An 18,149-nucleotide genomic window follows, 5' to 3' on the forward strand; every position below is an offset into this window, starting at 1 on the left:
GTCTATTATATTGCCCAAAATATACCAAATAACCTCACTGTGACAGAAAGATAGGAGTGAGTTCTACGGACTCTCTCTGTCTGGGCACATATTGAAGACTCTGCAGATGCACCCTTAATATTGCCGATTAAAAGGGGTCTGCACCTACGGTGCCAATGTGGTCACTGATACAATAAAACCACCCGAGCGAAAGAATATTATGGCACCCACTCAGCGCACTCGACCTGCTCTGCTGATCCTGGCAGCAACCATTGTCGGTCTATACCTTTTCCACATTCTTTTCCGTCCCTTCGCCGGTCTAGATTTCAGCATCTACCGCATGGGAGCCATGACCATTTTTGACAATGAGGGCTTCACTAAGGAGCTCTACGACCGCTCCATGGTCACCATCGGCGAGCTGCAGCTGCCCTTTACCTACCCGCCCTTTGCGGCAATGGTGTTCGTACCTTTCGCTTTCCTGCCCTTTGAGCTGGGCTATGCCATCATGCTCTCCATTACCTGCGCGGCGGCGTGGTGGGTCTCAGCGCTTATTTATGATCACGTGCAGAAGCGCGGCTACCGTATTTACAAGCAAGATGTGTACGGACGCACCGGCACCATCGCCCTGCTCACCGCCCTGGTGCTGCTCTCGGGCCCCTGGCTGCGCACCTTCGATCTGGGTCAAATTAACCCCATTATTTTGCTGCTGGTGCTGGCTGATTTTATGCGCCCGGCAACCCGCGTGCCCCGCGGTGTACTGATTGGTATTGCTGGTGGACTGAAACTGACCCCCCTCGCCTTTGGCCTGGTGCTGCTCATGCGCCGCGATTTTAAGGGCGTTATGACCCTAGGTTTGAGTTTTGGCGCCACCGTGGCTCTGGGCTTTGCTCTCATGCCCGCCGAGGCGCACACCTTCTGGTTTAGCGCGGTCTCGGATCCGGCACGCGTGGGCGATATTAACTTCGTGGATAATATCTCCATTCAGGGTTGGCTGGCCCATTTTGGTATGACCGGATCTTTGCTCAAGTACAGCTACTACGCCCTGGCTGCGCTCTCTATTGTGCTGGCTGCCCTAGCCCTCTATCAGCTCAATCGTCGCAAGCTGGTGCTGGCTGAGATTTCCGTGGCGGGCATGCTCATGGTGAGCCTATCTCCCATTAGCTGGTCGCACCACAATGTGTGGCTGCCGATCATTATTGCTGTGCTGGCAGTGGATGCATTCCCCCTCTTCTTTAAGGTCTTCCCCGCATGGCTGCAGAAGCTAGCCCGAGTGCTCTTCTGGGTTGGTGCTGTGGGTCTGTTCATTTCCCCGCGCGCCGTGGGAGGCGCCACCTGGGGCAGTATGGATAATCTGGAGCACCTCTGGGCTCCGGGTGTCTTGATCGGTGGTTTGCCGATTTTTGCCCTGTGGTGTGTGGTGATTGTGCTCTGGGGCGCCTCTAGTTGCACCCGTCAGATTCGCTCGGAGTCGGTACAGACCCTTTAGATTTTCTCTATTTTCCTTGTGAAAATACCCTGTCAGGAGTATAAATAGCCATATATCTATATAGATAGGTTGTGATTAATCATGAGTGCAATGGTGCGCGAAGGAGCACAAAGCACACGAGCATATAGAGTAATACCCCATGTGGTTCTCGCCCTGATAACCCTGGGTATACTCTGGTACATCACATTTCATCCCATGTTCGATCTCATGGTCTACCGCAGCGGTGCCGAAGCCGTCATAGGTCGCAGCGGGGGAGTGCCCCTCTACGATGTGCGCGTGGCAAACTTCCCCTTCACCTACCCGCCCTTTGCCGCCTATATCTTTATTCCCTTCACTCTCATCAGGGCACAGCTCACCATGTACCTGATGGTCTTCATTATTGGAGCCATCTGCTACTGGTTCTCCTCGGTAATCTACGGCTACGTACAATCCCGCGGCCGCCGACTACCCCTGCAAGAAAAGCTCGGCAAGTGGGGGACCATCTCGGTACTCACCTCGATTATCTGGCTCTGCGGCCCCTGGTGGTGGACCACCACCTTCGGACAGATTAATGCCGTAATCCTCATGCTGGTGCTCGCCGACTTTATCCGCCCGGCAACCCGCGTGCCGCGCGGCGTGCTTATCGGTATTGCCGGAGGCATTAAGCTCACGCCGCTCGCCTTTGGCCTGATCTTCCTCATGCGCCGCGATTTCAAGGGCATCGCAACCCTGGGTGCAAGCTTCGGCGCCACCGTAGCCCTGGGCTTCGCGCTCAACCCGCAGGACGCCTACACCTACTGGTTCAAGGCGGTTCACGACCCCTCCCGCGTGGGAAATATTAACTATGTGGATAATATTTCCATTCAGGGCTGGCTCATGCACCTTGGTCTGCGCGATACGACTCTGCGCATCAGCTACTACGCTGTAGCTCTACTGACCGTCATCGCTGTCGGCTACCTGCTCTACCAGCTAGAACGCCGCTCCATGGTGCTGGCTCAGGTGGGCGTGACCGGTTTCCTGATGATTAGCATTTCGCCCATTAGCTGGGGTCACCACAATGTCATGTTCCCGCTGCTGATTGTCGCCCTGCTGCTGGACGGCCTGCCGGTCTTCTTCAGCGTGCTACCGGGCTGGCTGTATAAGCTCGGATGGGCGCTGACTATTTTTGCCGGTGTCACCCTATACATTGAACCGGTTCAGATGGGCGCCCTGCTGCAGGGAGGTAGCTTTGACCGAATGGACTATATCGCCTACCACCTGCTGGTAATTGCGACTCTGCCCATTCTGAGCCTGTATAGCGTGACTATGCTCTGGTGTTACGCGGCAACCCGCCCGCAGATCCGAGCCTAGATAATCGCCAGCGAATACACCAAGGGGCCCGCCTGATAACTCAGGCGGGCCCCTTGACGCTGTCTTTAGAGACAGAGATTAGCGGACATCCAGCGACCAGGTGGAAGTACCGGTGGTATTGACCTGGAAGTAAATCTCCTCAGACTCGGTGATCTCCAGCGAACCCTTGAACTTAGGCTCCGCATTCGAAAGCACCTGAGCGCGCTGCTGGCTCTTAGTACCGCGGGTAAGCATAATGCTGGTGCTACCCTCGCTGCTACGCTCATTGGTAGCCTGCAGAGTGCCCGCGCCGCCGGTGTACAGGAATGCGTAGTTCAGCTGCTTAGACTGGAACTTCTCATTCTTAGCGTACTTGGGAGCCGAGGACTCATCGTACACGCGGATAGTCCACGAACCCTCAGCCTCAATCTTGAGCTTGCGGGTCTTATTCGCCTGATTCGGCTCAATATCAGCCCACACCGAACCGTTCACAGCGGTGCGGTTGCTGGTGGTCTCGGCAACGCTCAGGTTACTGGGCTGATCACTATCGCTACGACCCTGCATGGAGAACAGGCTGCCGGAATCCTTCGAAGAGGTGAACTCATAGGTCACAATCGCCTTGGAGTCCACGCCCTTGGGCTTCTCAATATCAATGACCTTAGAGCCGTCGCCCTTGTACTCCTTGAAGTCACCGCTGGGCTGGCGCAGCTCCACGCTCTTTGCCTCAGCTGCGCTAGCAGATGCGGAGGCAGAGGAGCTCTCTGCAGCGCTGGAGGCGCTGGAGGTCTCAGCTGCGGGCTCAGCATTGCCGCTGCCGCCGCGGTTCATAAAGAACACGGCACCGGCAATAATCAGAGCTAGAACCACCACACCGGCAATAATGCTCAGCAGCAGCTTCTTCGAACCCTTCTTCTGGGTAGCTGCAGCACCGGTTGCAGCAGCTGCGCCCAGAGCGGCACCGCCGGCTGCAAGAGAAGCAGCGGGGTTAAAGGGAGTATCTGCACTGGGAATATCCGCAGCGGGAGCTTGAGCGAAGGGTGCTTCTGCCAGGGGCGCTTCGGTCGGATGCTCGAAAGCTACGGGAGCCTCGAATGCTGCAGGCTGTGCAATAACGGTCGGCTCTTCGGAGAAGTCCGGCGCCTCAAAAGCAACGGGTGCTTCGGCTACGGGAACCTCCGCGATAGGAGCCTCGGTGAAGGGCGCCTGGGAGAATGCAGGTTCTGCGGGGGCCTCGAATGCTGCGGGAGCTTCAAAGGTGAGGGGTTCCTGAACCTGGTCCTGAACGTAGAGGGGCTCTACGAGAGCCTGAGCTGCCGGAATCTTAGCCTGGGGAATATCCGCTACGGGCACCTCAGCCACCGGAACCTCGGCAAGAGGAGCCTCTGCGACCGGAACTTCAGCCTCAAAAGCTACGGGCTCGGAGGCAATGCACTCGGGCTCTGCCGGAGCCTGCGGTGCGGGTACCTCAGCAACGGGAACCTCAATAATGGGCTCAGCTGCAGGAACCTCTGCCACAGGAACCTCCGCGACAGGAACCTGAGCGGCGGGAGCGTCTACAGCAACCTCTTCAGCTGCAGGCGCGGGAATCTCGGCAGCCGGAATCTCAGCGGCGACAGCCTCAGCACTCTCGGGGCTCTGGCTTTCGACAGACTCCAGGGGCTCCTGAATCTCAATGTCATCCACCGGCAGGGGGATAGAGAATTCCACAAAGGGAGAGCTACCGGGGATAAACTCCTCGGAGGTACGCGGAGCCGGAATCTCTTCTGCCTCAATAACGGGTTCAACCGGGGCCTCTACAGCGGGCTCCTGAACGGGAGCCGGGGCAGCGGGCGCCGGAATATCAAAGGCAGGTGCAGTCGGAGCAGGAATTTCAGCTACGGGAACTTCCGCAACGGGCACCTCGGCCACCGGAACCTCGGGCGCCGGGATTTCTACAGCGGGTACCTCATCAGTGGGTACGAAGGGAGCCTGAGGATCCTCGGCAAAACGGGGCTCGGGCTCAATAATAATGTCATGAGCCTCTGCAGCCGCACCGATAATTTCAGTCTCGGCGGGCGCGGGAATATCCGCTACCGGGGCAGCCGGTGCAGGAATCTCTGCAAGGCTAGGCGCCGGGATAGAGCGCAGCTCAGGGGCCGGAATATCCGCTACCGGAGCAGCCGGCGCGGGAATATCGGCAAGGTTCGGCGCCGGGATATCTGCATTGGGTGCAGCCGGTGCCGGAATGGAATCCAGGTTCGGCGCGGGAATATCGGACAGTGCGGGAGCAGGGATATTAAACTCGGGCTCTACAAGCGCCTGAGGAGCTGCAATGTCCTCGATAACGGGCTCAGCAGCAGTTGCTACCTGCTCGGGAAGGGCAATCTGCTCAGGGGTGCCCAGGTTCTCGGGGATATCTGCCTCGGGAGCCTCAACCACCTCGGGAGTGGGCTCCGGCTCGGGCTCTTCAATCCACAGCTGCCAGCCGGGAGGTACGGGACCCCAGGTCGGGTCGGGGCGCCAGGTATTGGTGGGAACAAAACCCTCCGGCGGCTTGGGCCAATTGGGCGGCGGGTTGAAGATGAGTGCCATAATGCCTTCCTCATGCGCGAAGAATTCAACCGGAAGAATCCCCGCACAATATTTTCGTACATTGCGTTATCACTAAAAGTATCGCATAGCTACGCCAATATTTTGTGGTTTCTGACCATATATTGTGCAAGCTCCCAGCTTATGGCCGGCAATATGCCCTCAGTGCCGAAATATTGCGCTCAATAGACTCGTATTTCACTCTATAGAACACCTCTGACAGGTTGAGGCCGACATGTTAGGGTAGGAACCATTAGGTGATGATATATTGCCCCGAATTCTTCCAGTCAGTGAATGAAAGAGATGCCATGACGCAGAATATACCCGAGCCTCCGCAGAATACGCAGCACACTGCGCCCCCTAGCGCCGAACCTTACGCTGAGTACGAGCAGAATGCAGCCTCCGCTATTCAGAGCGCGCCCGCAGATCCCGCGGTGAACTTCGCCAGCCCGGCACCCGCGGCGCCCTTATACCCCGTAGTGCCTGCACGCGATATTCCGGGTGAGTACACCTACGATCAGCTCGAGCGCAGCGATATCCGCGTGAAATGGTACAAGCCCCTGCTGGAGCTACTGGTCGGTGGCGGTCTTGCCCTTGCTGCAACCATTGTGCTTCAGATTGTTCTCTCTATGTATCTGGCATTGAGCTACCATGCGTCGAATCTATCGACCGAATCCGATAAACTCACGGCATATATTCAGACCCAGACCCTGATTGATCCCATGGTCATGGCTTTGAGCTTTGGGTCTATTGCGGCTCTATCTCCCGCGCTGATTTTGGGACGCTGGATCTTCGGTGCTCGCCCCTGGGGTCTGCTGCATTCGGTGACCGGTCGCATGCGCTGGGGGCTGCTGGGTCGCTCCCTGGGACTGAGCTTTACCATCTACGGTCTGTTCTATCTGATCACCAGTGCTATGGATTCTTTTGCGGGCTTTGGGCAGATTAATGAACAGGTTGATGCCGGTCGTTTTATTGCGTTTATAGCGCTCATGATTTTCCTGGTTCCGCTGCAATGCTACGCCGAGGAGGTGGCTTTCCGCGGTTATGCCATGCAGATTCTGGGCCGCTGGATTAAGAACCCGGTGATTATTATTTCCATTCCCGCGGTTCTTTTTATGCTCGGCCACGACTATGATTTCTGGGGCCAGGCGGGCGTGCTGACCATGGGTCTGATGGCTGGTTTCCTCTGCTACTACACCGGCGGTATTGAGGCGGGCGTGGGTCTGCACGTGGGTAATAATGTGCTGGTTATGTTTATGGGTTTGATTGCCTCCCAGGATCCTTTTGCTCAGGCGGGTACGAGTTTCCTGGATTTCGCCCTGACCTTTAGCATTGAGGCTCTGTATACCCTGATTATGTGCATCTGGGCGCGCAAGGCGGGCTTTGGTTCCCGACGTATTATTCAGGCTCCTCAGGTAGTGGCTGAGTCCGTATAGCGCATGTTTCACGTGAAACATAAGCCCGTATAGGTTGTATTTTCAAATAAATCGGTTCGAGAGGGAACCGCCCCGAGCTATCGCCCCCGGAGCATGCGCATCCGGCGGGCGATAGCTTTTTTATGATTGGCCTAAATAGCGCCGATATATGACAGTCAGCGTGGATATTCTGCACGAAAGAGCCCAAGAGGAGTACTCTTAAGGTATGAGTGTAGACGCAATTAAAAACATTGAAGATTTAGCCCAATTCGTCAAAGACTCCCCGGTCTCCTACCTGGCAGCACGCACTGTAGCGCGCCGCCTGCAGGCAGCCGGTTTTACCGAGCTGCAGGAAAACGACGCCTGGGATTCTCAGGTGGCATACGGGCGCCACTATGTCATTCGCGACGGCGCCGTCATCGCCTGGGCCGGTGGCCGCAAAGCTGAAAAAGCCAGCGGTTACCGTGTACTGGGCGCCCACACCGACTCCCCGGCGCTGAAAATTAAGCCGCAGCCGAGCGTGTCTTTTAAAAACTGGAATCAGATTGCCGTGGAGAACTACGGCGGCGCGCTACTAAACTCCCTGCTGGATCGCGAGCTGCGCGTTGCAGGTCGCCTGACCGTATTGCAGGATGGCAAGCTGGTAGACCGCTATGTAGCCACCGGTCCGCTGGCACGTGTGCCTCAGCTGGCGCCTCATCTGGATACCAAGCGCAATGACCTGAGCTTGGATCGCCAGTTCAATATGTACCCGATCTGGGGTGCGAACTCCGAGGACTCCAGCCTGCTGGGCTATTTGACCCGTCAGACTATCGACGGGGGAGAAGAAATCGCTGAAGAGGATATCGTCGGCTACGACCTCTTTACCGTAGACTCCCAGGATCCGCGCCGTTTCGGCGAGCACGAGGAATTCTTTGCCTCCGGTCGCCTGGATAACCTCAGCTCGGTTCACGCCGGCCTGTGCGCCCTGGAACGCTATGTTGTCGATAATGCCGATGAGCAGGCACACGATACTGCCATGCTTGCCGCCTTTGACCACGAGGAAATCGGCTCCGGTAGCCGCAGCGGTGCCGCCGGCCCCTTCCTGGAAGATGTGCTGGTTCGCCTCAGTGCTGCTCGCGGGGAAAGCCCGGAGGAGTACCGCCGTTCCCTGGCTGATTCGTTCTGCCTCTCGGCCGACGCCGGTCACCTAGTGCACCCGAACTACTCCAGCCACCACGACCCGAACGTTCAGCCTCTGCCCGGTCACGGCCCGCTGCTGAAGATCAATGCCAACCAGCGCTATGCCACCGACTCGGTAGGCTCCGGTGTCTTTGTGGCGGCATGTCGTGCAGCCGAGGTGCCCTATCAGGAGTTCGTTTCCAATAACAACACTCCCTGCGGCTCGACCATTGGACCGATTACCGCAACCCGCCTGGGTATGCGCACCGTGGATGTTGGTATTGGTCTGCTGTCCATGCACTCCATGCGCGAAATGTGCCATGTGGAGGATATGGCGTATATGACCCGTATGATTGAGGCATTCTACCGCCTGCCTTCGGTGGCATAAAGAACCCGAAATATATATGCCCGTGCGGCACTCTGAGGAGAGTGTCGCACGGGCATATATTATATTCAGCTATATATCTAATAGGCTATATATACTAGTCAATCAGGCTCAGCAGTTCCTCATGAACCGTAGTATCACCGGTCAGCTCCGGGTGGAAAGAGATGCCAATAATCTTTCCGGAGCGCACGCCCACAATCTTGTCCTCGTGGCGTGCAACCACCTGAACGCCTTCACCGGGGACGGTCACAATCGGTGCACGAATAAAGGCCGTATCAATGGTCACCTCATCACCGGCGGGAGTAATCCAGGGCAGGAATACCTGCGCCGAATCAACCTGCGGACCGAAGGCATTACGACCCACCGACACATCCAGCACGCCCAGGCTCTGCTGACCCGGAGCCGGATCCTCAATGGTCTTTGAGAGCATAATCAAGCCCGCGCAAGTGCCCAGGGTGGGCAGGCCGCCAGCAATAGCGTCGATCAGGGGCTGGCGTAGATCAAAAATACGGGTCAGACGGTCAATAGTGGAGGACTCGCCACCGGGCAGAATCAAAGCATCAATATTTTCCAGCTGTGCAGCGTTTTTGACCAGCACAACCTGCGCGCCCAAATCCTGCATCATCTGCGCGTGCTCAGCCACGCCGCCCTGCAGAGCCAGCACACCAATAGTTTTACCCGCACCGGGCAGAGATTCACTCATTGCATCCTCCTAGAGCATCCCCTGAACAAGGGGAGGTACATAGTTATTGAGACGATCAAGGGCGGGTGCGCACCGACTGCACACCCGCCCCGCATCATATATGAGAAGCTATTACCAGCCGCGCTCAGCCAGGCGGTGGGGAGCCGGAATATCAGCAACGTTGATACCGACCATAGCTTCGCCCAGACCGCGGGAAACCTCAGCAATAACCTGGGGATCCTCGAACTGAGCGGTAGCCTTCACAATAGCCTTTGCGCGAGCAACCGGGTCGCCGGACTTGAAGATACCGGAACCAACGAACACGCCGTCAGCGCCCAGCTGCATCATCATAGCTGCGTCGGCGGGGGTAGCCACACCACCGGCGGTGAACATGACCACGGGCAGCTTGCCGGTCTGAGCAACTTCCAGAACCAGCTCGTAGGGAGCCGAAAGCTCCTTAGCCTTCACGTACAGCTCATCGGGCATGGTGTTGTACAGGCCCTGCAGCTCAGCAATCTGGCGCTTAATGGTGCGGATGTGCTTGGTAGCTTCGGAAACGTCACCGGTACCAGCCTCGCCCTTGGAGCGGATCATTGCTGCACCCTCGGTGATGCGGCGCAGAGCCTCACCCAGGTTGGTAGCACCGCACACGAAGGGAACGGTGAAGGGCTGCTTGTCAATGTGGTTAACGTAGTCAGCGGGGGAGAGAACCTCGGACTCATCGATGAAGTCAACGCCCAGAGCCTGCAGCACCTGAGCTTCCACGAAGTGACCGATACGTGCCTTTGCCATCACGGGGATGGAGACAGCGTCGATAATGCCCTCGATCATATCCGGATCGGACATACGAGCTACGCCACCCTGGGCGCGAATATCTGCGGGCACACGCTCGAGCGCCATCACAGCAACAGCGCCGGCGTCTTCAGCAATCTTTGCCTGTTCGGGGGTGACGACGTCCATGATGACGCCGCCCTTGAGCATATCGGCCAGGCCACGCTTAACGAGCGGGGAGCCGGTTACGGGGTTGTTCAATTCAGTCATAGTTCCATTGTGGCACGAATAGAGGGCGAGCACACATTTTCAGGGGGTATTTTGCACCCTATTTCATAGAGAAGGGCAGAAAGCCACCCCAATGTCATAAATCTTCATAATGTCTACTCGCGCTGGCACCTTATCAGACTCGTATCTCCTCTCGTGTTTGGGGTGCGAATCAAAGAATACAGAAAGAGGCTATGAGCAAAAGTGCACACCGGGCAGCGTATTTTCCCTAGGCAGCGCATATATGCGGTGCTAGACTGAAACTAAGCGCCCAAGCGCTCTTTTGTCATGCCCGCATTGTCCGCCATCACCGGCTGTCACCAAGAATGCGCCAGCGTACACAGAGCGGGGCACACAGACATTCACTACCCAAGGAACCCCTTCCGTGCTTGAAGTACTCATTGCCGTCTCCGTGGCAATTTTGGTGGGCAATATCCTGGCGCATAAAATTCGCGTTACCCCGGCTATTGTCCTGATTTTTGTGGGCCTATTTATGGGTCTGATTCCCGCTCACCAGCTGCACGAGGTGCAGGAGTTGGGACTGCCTCCCCACGTTATTCTGGAAATCTTCCTGCCCATTATGCTCTTCTGGGAGGCGCGCGGCACCTCCTGGCGTGAAATGCGCAAGCGCCTGCGCGGTATTCTACTCACCGGTACCCTGCTGGTGATTGTTACCGCCGTGGCTATTGCCTGGGCGCTGGTCACCTTCACCCCCATTGGTTGGGGTCCTGCACTAATTATTGGTGCTGCCCTGGCACCCACGGACGCAACCGCCGTGGCGACCCTGAACGGTAAGCTGCCCAAGTCCGCTATCTCCACCCTTAAGGGTGAGGCGCTCATTAACGACGGCACCACCCTGGTGGTCTTCGCCCTGGCACTGGAAGTTGCGGGCGGTCATGAGCTCAGCGCGGGCCGTGCTACCGGCATGTTCTTCTACTCCTTTGCCGCCGGTATTCTGGTTGGCTATCTGGTCGGCTGGGTGTGCAATAAGATTCGCGCTCGCATTGATAACCCCATGTATTTCACCGCCTTTATGGTGACCGTGCCTTTTATTGCCTTCCTGCTCTCCGAGTCCCTGGAGATCGCCGAAGGCTTCAAAGGCTCCGGTGTGGTAGCGGTTGTGGTTGCCGCAATTTACCTGACCTATTACGGTCCGGAAACCATTGCCCCGGTCAATCGTTTCTACGGTCTGCCGATTTGGGCCTTTATTTCCTTCGCTCTCAACGGTGCGCTCTTTATTCTGGTGGGTGTTCAGCTACCTGAAATTTGGCGCACTATGGAAGAAAGTGCCGCCGAGCACGGCTACCACTTCTATAAGGGTATTTTTGCCATTCTGCTGGTGTGGGTGGTTTCTATTGCGGTACGTTATCTCTTCCTGGAGATCTCGATTCGCATTATTCGATTCCTGGATCGCAGCGAGAAGCAGAAGCAGCTACGCACCACTTTTAAGGGTCGTTTGATTAGCACCGCAGCGGGTCTGCGCGGCGGTATTTCCCTGGCTGTTGCACTCTCGGTACCCTACGGCACGCCCCTGCGCGAATACATTATCTTCGTGGTTGCTGCCGTGGTTATGCTCTCCATGGTGGTTCAGGGTCTGGCGCTACCTGCCGTGATTAAGTGGGCGAACCTGCCGGTGGATGACTCCGAAGAGCGTGAGATTGACATGGCAACCCGCACCGCCCTGCGCGAGGCATTCAATTCCCTGGATGAAATTGCCGACGAGATTAAGGTCAGCGATGAGGTGCGCGAGGCACTGCGCAGCGAATTTACGCACTACAATAAGCGCATTCACCTGGATGATGACTCCGAAAGCGCCGGCACCTACTCCTCCATGGAGCGCCGCCCCGACGGTAGCCGAGAACCCAGCATTTTGGAGCAGGATCAGGCACTGCGCATCGCAATTTTGAACCGTCAGCGCGAGGTTCTGATCGATATGCGCGCCGCGGGCACCATTGATATGAATGTGCTGCACGTAATCCAGGAACGTCTGGATATGGAAGAAGTACGCGTTATGGGCCCGGTGGAACTGGAGTAATTCTGTAGATGCCCGGGTTAAAAGCTTGAGCCCCGCCTCCTATCTCAGGAGGTGGGGCTCAAGCTTTTAAAACACTCGCTTATACCCAGATGGCGGCAAAATCGGCGCGGCTCATACGAGCGTGAATCTCGTTGCGAGTGACGACTTGTCCATCGGGTAAAACACGCTCTTCGGCGCTCTGCTCGGTAACCCAAAAATCACGAAAACCCACAGAACGCGCCAGGGCAATGGATGCCTCATTATCGGCAAGAGCGCTCCATGTAATGCTATCCAAACCCAGTCCCTGAGGGTCGAATCCGAAGCCCAGCACCATAGCCACGGCACGTTTCATAATGCCTTGGCGGCGGAAATCCGGGTGGCTGGCGTAGCCCAGAGAACCAGTAGAGCCGGGGGATTCGGCGCTGGCTTCGGGCAGGCGCAGGGCGATGGTTCCGGCGTAGGCACCGCTATAGTCAATAGCCCACACGAATTCTTGACCCTTCGCTGCAGCCCGCTGAGCGTAATCAATAAACCAGAGCGCGTCGGTTTCGCTATAGGGTACCGGCACGGTGGTGAAATATTGTGTTTCGGGGTTGGTGTTGAGTTCCACCAGGGCGGGTGCATCCTGTATGCGTAGCGCTCGGAGGGTGAAGTCTTCGGTGATGAGTTCGGGTGCTTGCATGGATTTAGTGTAGCAGTGGGGGTTTTAGGCCAAACAAACTTGCATATTATGAATTACTCATATTAAGATAGTAGTAAGAGAAAATGCAGATTATTGCATCCACCCGCGTCCGTTCCTACGAACAGGCGCACCAACCCAAGGAGAAACCCATGGCAGTACTGTCCATCGGCGACCAGTTCCCCGCCTACGAAATGACCGGCGTTATCCCCGGCAACCTGGCAGAAGTAGAAGCAAACAAGCCCGAAGACTACTTCACCACCGTTAGCTCCGAGGGTCTGGATGAAGACACCTGGCGCGTTGTCTTCTTCTGGCCCAAGGACTTCACCTTCGTGTGCCCCACCGAAATCGCAGCATTCGGCAAGCTGGCTGACGAGTTCGAAGCACGCGACTGCCAGGTCATCGGTGTCTCCGTAGACAACGAGTACACCCACTACGCATGGCGCCGCTCCCACGAGGAACTGCAGAACCTGCCCATCGTTATGGCATCCGACCTCAAGCGCGAGCTGGTGTCCGCACTGGGCATCCTGAACAAGGACGGTGTGGCAGACCGCGCAACCTTCATCATCGACCCGAACAACACCATTCAGTCCGTGTCGCTGACCGCCGACTCTGTTGGCCGCAACACCGACGAAGTGCTGCGCCAGCTGGACGCACTGCAGTCTGACGAACTGTGCGCATGCAACTGGAAGAAGGGTGCTGCTACCATCGACGCATTCAAGGAAATGGGCAAGTAAATGAGCATCGAGAACCTGCGTTCCGCACTGCCTTCCTACGCGAAGGACATGAATCTGAACCTGTCGGCGATGACTCGCCTGGGTTCTTTGACCGAGCAGCAGCTGTGGGGTTCCCTGCTGGCAACCGCCGCAGCAACCAAGGTTGATACTGTTCTGGTGGAGACCCTTGAAGAGGCGAAGCAGCACCTGAGCGAGACTGCTGTCGAGGCGGCCCTGGGTGCAGCAACCATTATGGGCATGAACAATGTCTTCTACCGCACCCGCGGTTTCCTTGAGCCCGAGTACGATGATCAGCGTGCGGGTCTGCGCATGCAGATTATTGGCAAGAATGGCGGCGTGGAGAAGCTGGACTTCGAAATGTACGCTCTGGCTGTTTCGGCAGTCAATGGCTGCTCGCACTGCGTGGCTGCTCACGAGCACACCCTGCGCGAAGAAGGCGCAACCAAGGAGCAGGTCAACGACCTGATCCGCATCGCCGCTACTATGGCTGGCGTGGCTCAGGGCATTCAGATTGCTGAGGCGCTGGCTGCCTAAAGCTTTCAATCCGCACGGATTGAGCGCATAACGATAAGGGGGCTCCCTACCAACCGGTAGGGAGCCCCCCTTTATATATCTACACATTCTGATAGGTGTAGTAAAAAATTTATAGTAAACCCCTTGACCTAGAAATAAGATAAGGTTAGCCTTATATCAACGAATCCGTTGCTAGCTGTATCTCACACCATGCATAGTATGGAAGGAATGTAAGGCATGGCTTCAAAATACTGTAAGGCCCTTATCCTGAGCTTCTCGCTTCTGTTGAGCACGTTGTTCTCTATTGCAAGCTCTGCATCGTTGGATCCGGGATGGCGTCAATCCAGTCTTCAATCTACGGGAGCTAATGATCAGGCTGATTTTGTAGCTCGAGAGACATGGATTGAACTTTAGATGATGCATAAAATTAGCCGATCTATTGTGTCGTGGGGGGCTATTTTAATCGGTCTTGTCGCAGGATGCGCTGCTCCTCAGCCTACACAATCAGAGAATATTACTCTACATTCTAGTGAATCAATTTCTCCTGCAGGACAGAGTCAGCGGGGCGCAGCTGACAAGGTTAATGAGCTGACTCGTACTCCGGAAATCGTGAATACAAGCTACCAAAAGGCCTCTCGAGAGTGCATGGTCTCAAAAGGCTATGAAGCACGTAGCGAATATTACTTCCCCCATATCGTTAAAGTGCGTAGCTTGGTGATCCCACGGCCCCTGAGTACGGAAACAGCTCGTAGCAGCGGGTATGGAACTTTGCCGGGTAAGACTAAAGGTAGTGACACGGGCTATGAAATGAGTAATGAAGAAAGCACCGCTTTCTACGGTGATGGTTCGGATGATTTTCAGCCCTGTCAGGATAAAGTGCTCAATGAACTCTTTGGTCCTAGAGATGTTTGGGAATACTATGTGACCTTGGAAGACTATCTCATACCCTACGTTAACGCATTTGTTTCATCGGAACAGTCGCGAAAAATTAATGAAGACTGGTCGCAATGTATGGCGGAAAAGTCCTACAGTTTTGCTGGCCCGGGTGTAGCTATGATGCAAACATACAATACTCCTGAAGCTCAAGAAGTAGCTATTGCTGATGCACTATGCCGTGAACAGATTCGTTATGAAGAACGAATCTCAGAAGGGCTAGATGTATATATGACTACTTTTTTGCAGGATAATCCGGCACTCATAGAGCGCGTGAGCCAGGCGCGAAAGAATGCTGAACAAAATGCGCCGAAGATGCTCAATGGCGCATCCTAAATCCTCTCGGATGTGGTGTGTATACAAAGGGGGCTCCCTACCAACCGGTAGGGAGCCCCCTTTGTGCATAGGTGTATTGCTATGCCTTCAGAGAGTGTAACTGTCCGTCCCAATCACGCAGTAGATCAATTAGAGTCGAGACCAAATGTTGCACATTATCGGCGGGCACCGGCACGCTGCGAACCCCAGCACACCAATCAATAGTGCCCAAACCCAAATAGGGCTTAGCGGGGAAATAATGCTTGCGCAGGGCAATACGACGCGATCCCAGGGCACGGCGCCCCGGCACATAGCCTCCGCGAGAAATCAATCGGCTCTCCCGATCCTCACCCAGGACAGTATCCAGAGCCTGCACTGCAGAAACCCAGGAGGGCTCAGCATCAAACCGGGCGCCCGGCTCCAGCCCATCCGGGATCGCGGGGTATTCCTCGTCCCTCTCGGCAACGCTAATTCCTGCAATAAAACAGAACTTTAGGTCCTCAAGACGTGCGGGTAGACCTCGACCGGCGCTCTCCACGGTGCCCACCAGACGGCGCGGTACGCTCTCACCCTCAGCATTCACACCGTACAGGGATAAGGGAGGTGACTCAAAATACATAGCCACAGCCCCCGCGCCGCTAATCGCCGTGCGCACACTGTAGCCGGGCATTTGCGCCTGAAAATGCTCGGCAACCGGCTCAAGAGCCTGAGCAACCTGCTCACGCGTGAGGGAACTTTTAGCCACCGCGATCCTTTCCACAAACAATGTTCATAAAATGGTGTCTATTTCACCGTTATAAAGGTGCACCCGGCGCACAAGCACGCTAAGATAACATGCGGCGCTGTGCCCCGGCCAGGGTGCAGCTTTTCCTATGACATTATCGAGCATAACGGAGGGATATATGAGCTTTGAACCGGATACGCTCTTCCGCGTTGTAGACATTGCCGCAGTGGTCGCTAACGGCTTACTCGGCGGTGCGGTTGCTCGCGCCTTCCGATTCGATATTGTGGGCTTTCTGCTGCTGGCCATTGCCTGCGGTATGGGCGGAGGCATGCTGCGCGATATTCTGCTTAATGCCGGTCTGCCCGTGGCACTGACCGACCACGGTTATTGGGTGGGTGCAATTTGTGCGGTGGCGGTTGCCTATGTGATCGACCTGAGCTCCAGTTGGGCTACCAAGGCGCTATTGGTGGTCGACTTTGTGGGCATGGGGTGTTGGGCTGCTACCGGCACCATTAAGTCCCTGAATAACGGTCTGCACTGGCTGCCGGCTATTGCTTTGGGTGTTGCCACTGCGGTGGGCGGCGGTGTTATTCGTGACATGCTGGTCAATCGTATTCCGGCTATCTTTGGCGGCAACTCCCTTTACGCCACGGTGGCGTTTGTGGGCGCTGCTGAGACGGCTCTGGTGTGGAGCGTGCTGCACCGCCCGAACCTTGCTATTGCCGTGTCGGTTATTAGCTGCACTATTTTTGGTTTGCTTTCGCATTGGCGCAATTGGCAGCTGCCGACCACCCCTGCCTCGATTAAGGTGCCTCGACCGAATCTGCTCAATACCTTCCGTCGCGAGCCGGATCGCCTACAGAATGAGGGTTGGACCCCGGGTGAGCCTCTGACTGATCAGATGGAGGTGCTGACCGCAGAACAGGTGCTTGCCTACCGCGAGTCGGTGCGTAAGCAGCAGGAAAGCAACCTGAAGTAGCGGCAGTGTATACCCAGTTTTAAGCGGATATAAGAGCATATAAAAATACCCCGAGTATATACCTGGTTGGTAATACTGGGGGTATTGTGTGCTGTCAACGCTTTAGAAAACCTGACCGGTATCCAACGGCTCATCGGCGCTCGGCGGCACAGGACGCTTATCCCCGCGTGGCTTCAACGCAACACCAGGAAGAGCCGGTGCCGGAATCACCTCGCGGTCACCATTGAGCGGGTAGCCCGCCGGCATCTGTACCACCGGACCAAAACGTGGCGCCTCGGGCGAACCGGCCACCACGCCATCAGCCACCAGTGCGGCAGAATTATCGGCGGCAATCAGATCCTGCCAATCCTGGCGTGCCTGAACGATTTCTTCATAGGTGCGGCCAACAAAATTCCACCACATAATAATTTCTTCACCAAAAGGCTCACCGCCCAGCAGTACCGTGCGGGTACCCGGGGTGCACTCAACACGCACCGGGGCGTTCTCATGGTCGCAGGAATCGAAATAAAGCAGCTGATTACGCCCGGCGGTCATCTTTTCGCCGCTGGCGGTAGTGACGGTGACAGAGCCGGAATCGACCACAAAACCATATTCCCAGTCTTCTTCAACGTGCAGATCCATCACAGCGTTCTGGGCCTGTGCATCATCCACACGAATCTCAGCACCCAGCAGGGGGCTGAAAGTATGCACCGGCGAACGGTCACTATAGCTTGAGACCGAACCGTCCTCACGGCGGCGGTCAATACGCGCCGAACCTAAAAACACGCTCAGTTTCACACCGCGGCAATCAAGCACCTGCGGGCGGTAATTCTCGAACTTCGGGGTGGTAGCGCGCTCTTCGGCGGGTAGAGCCACCCACAGCTGAATACCGTGCAGAATATTGGTCTCGGAGGTGGAAAACTCGCTGTGGTTAATGCCATGCCCGGCAGTCATCAGATTCACTTCGCCCGGCAGCACCGGCCCCACTGTACCCAGGGAATCGCGGTGCTCAATTGCACCGGTAAAAAGCCAGGAGACGGTCTGCAAACCAATATGCGGGTGCGAAACCACGCGCATACCGCCGGTATCGGGCACCTTATCGGGGCCGTAATGGTCAATAAAACACCAGGCGCCAATCATACGGCGACGCTGGGCGGGAATCAGGCGGCGAACCTCCATGGCGCGAAGACCGCCCAGGGGCACCGGGCGCGGGTCAAGAATCATCATGGGTTTAATCCTACGCGCCAGTGTTAT

The 18,149-nt window shown here is 56.2% G+C and carries 15 protein-coding genes; 9 read left to right on the plus strand and 6 right to left on the minus strand.

Translation table 11 applies throughout. From position 1 onward, the window contains the following. Positions 1–199 precede the first annotated feature (199 nt). Together Q4P78_RS04570 and Q4P78_RS04575 are read left to right on the plus strand one after the other, a co-directional pair. Positions 200–1,465 (plus strand): glycosyltransferase 87 family protein, encoded by a 1,266-nt coding sequence (locus tag Q4P78_RS04570; RefSeq protein WP_303339173.1) that lies wholly within the window; start codon positions 200–202, stop codon positions 1,463–1,465. Between the two features lie 195 nt (positions 1,466–1,660). Then, positions 1,661–2,794, plus strand: a complete 1,134-nt coding sequence (locus Q4P78_RS04575) for a glycosyltransferase 87 family protein (protein WP_303339174.1) — start codon at positions 1,661–1,663, stop codon at positions 2,792–2,794. Between the two features lie 78 nt (positions 2,795–2,872). On the opposite strand, the gene Q4P78_RS04580 is transcribed toward Q4P78_RS04575, so the two are convergent. Continuing rightward, entirely contained in the window at positions 2,873–5,344 is a 2,472-nt protein-coding gene (locus Q4P78_RS04580) for a hypothetical protein (protein WP_303339175.1), read from the minus strand. A gap of 305 nt (positions 5,345–5,649) precedes the next feature. On the opposite strand from Q4P78_RS04580, the gene Q4P78_RS04585 reads away from it, so the two are divergent. Together Q4P78_RS04585 and Q4P78_RS04590 are read left to right on the plus strand one after the other, a co-directional pair. Then, the gene (locus tag Q4P78_RS04585) at positions 5,650–6,777 is read left to right on the plus strand and encodes a CPBP family intramembrane glutamic endopeptidase (RefSeq protein ID WP_303339176.1); all 1,128 of its coding nucleotides are present in this window, start codon (positions 5,650–5,652) and stop codon (positions 6,775–6,777) included. Positions 6,778–6,982: 205 nt separating this feature from the next. Next, complete coding sequence (locus Q4P78_RS04590; RefSeq protein ID WP_303339177.1) at positions 6,983–8,305, plus strand: M18 family aminopeptidase; 1,323 nt, start codon at positions 6,983–6,985, stop codon at positions 8,303–8,305. A 94-nt stretch (positions 8,306–8,399) separates the two neighbouring features. Here Q4P78_RS04590 and pdxT read toward each other — a convergent pair whose 3' ends face one another. Beyond that, a complete protein-coding gene (gene pdxT, locus Q4P78_RS04595; RefSeq protein ID WP_303339178.1) occupies positions 8,400–9,005 on the minus strand; it encodes a pyridoxal 5'-phosphate synthase glutaminase subunit PdxT in 606 nt (201 codons plus the stop codon). Positions 9,006–9,116: 111 nt separating this feature from the next. After that, the gene (gene pdxS, locus Q4P78_RS04600) at positions 9,117–10,025 is read right to left on the minus strand and encodes a pyridoxal 5'-phosphate synthase lyase subunit PdxS (protein ID WP_303339179.1); all 909 of its coding nucleotides are present in this window, start codon (positions 10,023–10,025) and stop codon (positions 9,117–9,119) included. Positions 10,026–10,407: 382 nt separating this feature from the next. Here pdxS and Q4P78_RS04605 point away from each other — a divergent pair, with 382 nt between their 5' ends. Then, the gene (locus tag Q4P78_RS04605; RefSeq protein ID WP_303339180.1) at positions 10,408–12,057 is read left to right on the plus strand and encodes a Na+/H+ antiporter; all 1,650 of its coding nucleotides are present in this window, start codon (positions 10,408–10,410) and stop codon (positions 12,055–12,057) included. A 79-nt stretch (positions 12,058–12,136) separates the two neighbouring features. On the opposite strand, the gene Q4P78_RS04610 is transcribed toward Q4P78_RS04605, so the two are convergent. Further along, positions 12,137–12,718, minus strand: coding sequence for a GNAT family N-acetyltransferase (locus tag Q4P78_RS04610; RefSeq protein WP_303339181.1), 582 nt, complete (start codon positions 12,716–12,718; stop codon positions 12,137–12,139). A gap of 83 nt (positions 12,719–12,801) precedes the next feature. On the opposite strand from Q4P78_RS04610, the gene Q4P78_RS04615 reads away from it, so the two are divergent. The 3 genes from Q4P78_RS04615 (at position 12,802) to Q4P78_RS04625 (ending at position 15,234) form a co-directional block, all read left to right on the plus strand. Further along, positions 12,802–13,452, plus strand: a complete 651-nt coding sequence (locus tag Q4P78_RS04615; protein WP_303339182.1) for a peroxiredoxin — start codon at positions 12,802–12,804, stop codon at positions 13,450–13,452. After that, positions 13,453–13,986, plus strand: coding sequence for a carboxymuconolactone decarboxylase family protein (locus tag Q4P78_RS04620; protein ID WP_303339183.1), 534 nt, complete (start codon positions 13,453–13,455; stop codon positions 13,984–13,986). A 393-nt stretch (positions 13,987–14,379) separates the two neighbouring features. Further along, a complete protein-coding gene (locus tag Q4P78_RS04625; RefSeq protein WP_303339184.1) occupies positions 14,380–15,234 on the plus strand; it encodes a hypothetical protein in 855 nt (284 codons plus the stop codon). A 79-nt stretch (positions 15,235–15,313) separates the two neighbouring features. Here Q4P78_RS04625 and Q4P78_RS04630 read toward each other — a convergent pair whose 3' ends face one another. Further along, positions 15,314–15,958, minus strand: a complete 645-nt coding sequence (locus tag Q4P78_RS04630) for an L-alanine-DL-glutamate epimerase (RefSeq protein WP_303339185.1) — start codon at positions 15,956–15,958, stop codon at positions 15,314–15,316. A gap of 157 nt (positions 15,959–16,115) precedes the next feature. Between Q4P78_RS04630 and Q4P78_RS04635 the strand changes: the two genes are divergently transcribed. Continuing rightward, positions 16,116–16,916 carry a trimeric intracellular cation channel family protein gene (locus tag Q4P78_RS04635; protein WP_303339186.1) on the plus strand — a complete coding sequence of 267 codons (801 nt, stop codon included), beginning with the start codon at positions 16,116–16,118 and terminating at the stop codon, positions 16,914–16,916. A gap of 102 nt (positions 16,917–17,018) precedes the next feature. On the opposite strand, the gene Q4P78_RS04640 is transcribed toward Q4P78_RS04635, so the two are convergent. After that, a complete protein-coding gene (locus tag Q4P78_RS04640) occupies positions 17,019–18,122 on the minus strand; it encodes a pirin family protein (RefSeq protein ID WP_303339187.1) in 1,104 nt (367 codons plus the stop codon). Between the last annotated feature and the right edge of the window lie 27 nt (positions 18,123–18,149).

Origin of the sequence: Rothia sp. (in: high G+C Gram-positive bacteria) (genome assembly GCF_030540545.1) — a bacterium.
In the GTDB taxonomy this organism is placed as follows: Bacteria; Actinomycetota; Actinomycetes; order Actinomycetales; family Micrococcaceae; genus Rothia.

Coding starts and splice junctions, on each gene's coding strand:
- Q4P78_RS04570 (WP_303339173.1), top strand. CDS start 200: ATGGCACCCACTCAGCGCACTCGACCTGCTCTGCTGATCCTGGCAGCA.
- Q4P78_RS04575 (WP_303339174.1), top strand. CDS start 1,661: ATGTTCGATCTCATGGTCTACCGCAGCGGTGCCGAAGCCGTCATAGGT.
- Q4P78_RS04580 (WP_303339175.1), bottom strand. CDS start 5,344: ATGGCACTCATCTTCAACCCGCCGCCCAATTGGCCCAAGCCGCCGGAG.
- Q4P78_RS04585 (WP_303339176.1), top strand. CDS start 5,650: ATGACGCAGAATATACCCGAGCCTCCGCAGAATACGCAGCACACTGCG.
- Q4P78_RS04590 (WP_303339177.1), top strand. CDS start 6,983: ATGAGTGTAGACGCAATTAAAAACATTGAAGATTTAGCCCAATTCGTC.
- pdxT (WP_303339178.1), bottom strand. CDS start 9,005: ATGAGTGAATCTCTGCCCGGTGCGGGTAAAACTATTGGTGTGCTGGCT.
- pdxS (WP_303339179.1), bottom strand. CDS start 10,025: ATGACTGAATTGAACAACCCCGTAACCGGCTCCCCGCTCGTTAAGCGT.
- Q4P78_RS04610 (WP_303339181.1), bottom strand. CDS start 12,718: ATGCAAGCACCCGAACTCATCACCGAAGACTTCACCCTCCGAGCGCTA.
- Q4P78_RS04615 (WP_303339182.1), top strand. CDS start 12,802: ATGCAGATTATTGCATCCACCCGCGTCCGTTCCTACGAACAGGCGCAC.
- Q4P78_RS04620 (WP_303339183.1), top strand. CDS start 13,453: ATGAGCATCGAGAACCTGCGTTCCGCACTGCCTTCCTACGCGAAGGAC.
- Q4P78_RS04625 (WP_303339184.1), top strand. CDS start 14,380: ATGATGCATAAAATTAGCCGATCTATTGTGTCGTGGGGGGCTATTTTA.
- Q4P78_RS04635 (WP_303339186.1), top strand. CDS start 16,116: ATGAGCTTTGAACCGGATACGCTCTTCCGCGTTGTAGACATTGCCGCA.
- Q4P78_RS04640 (WP_303339187.1), bottom strand. CDS start 18,122: ATGATGATTCTTGACCCGCGCCCGGTGCCCCTGGGCGGTCTTCGCGCC.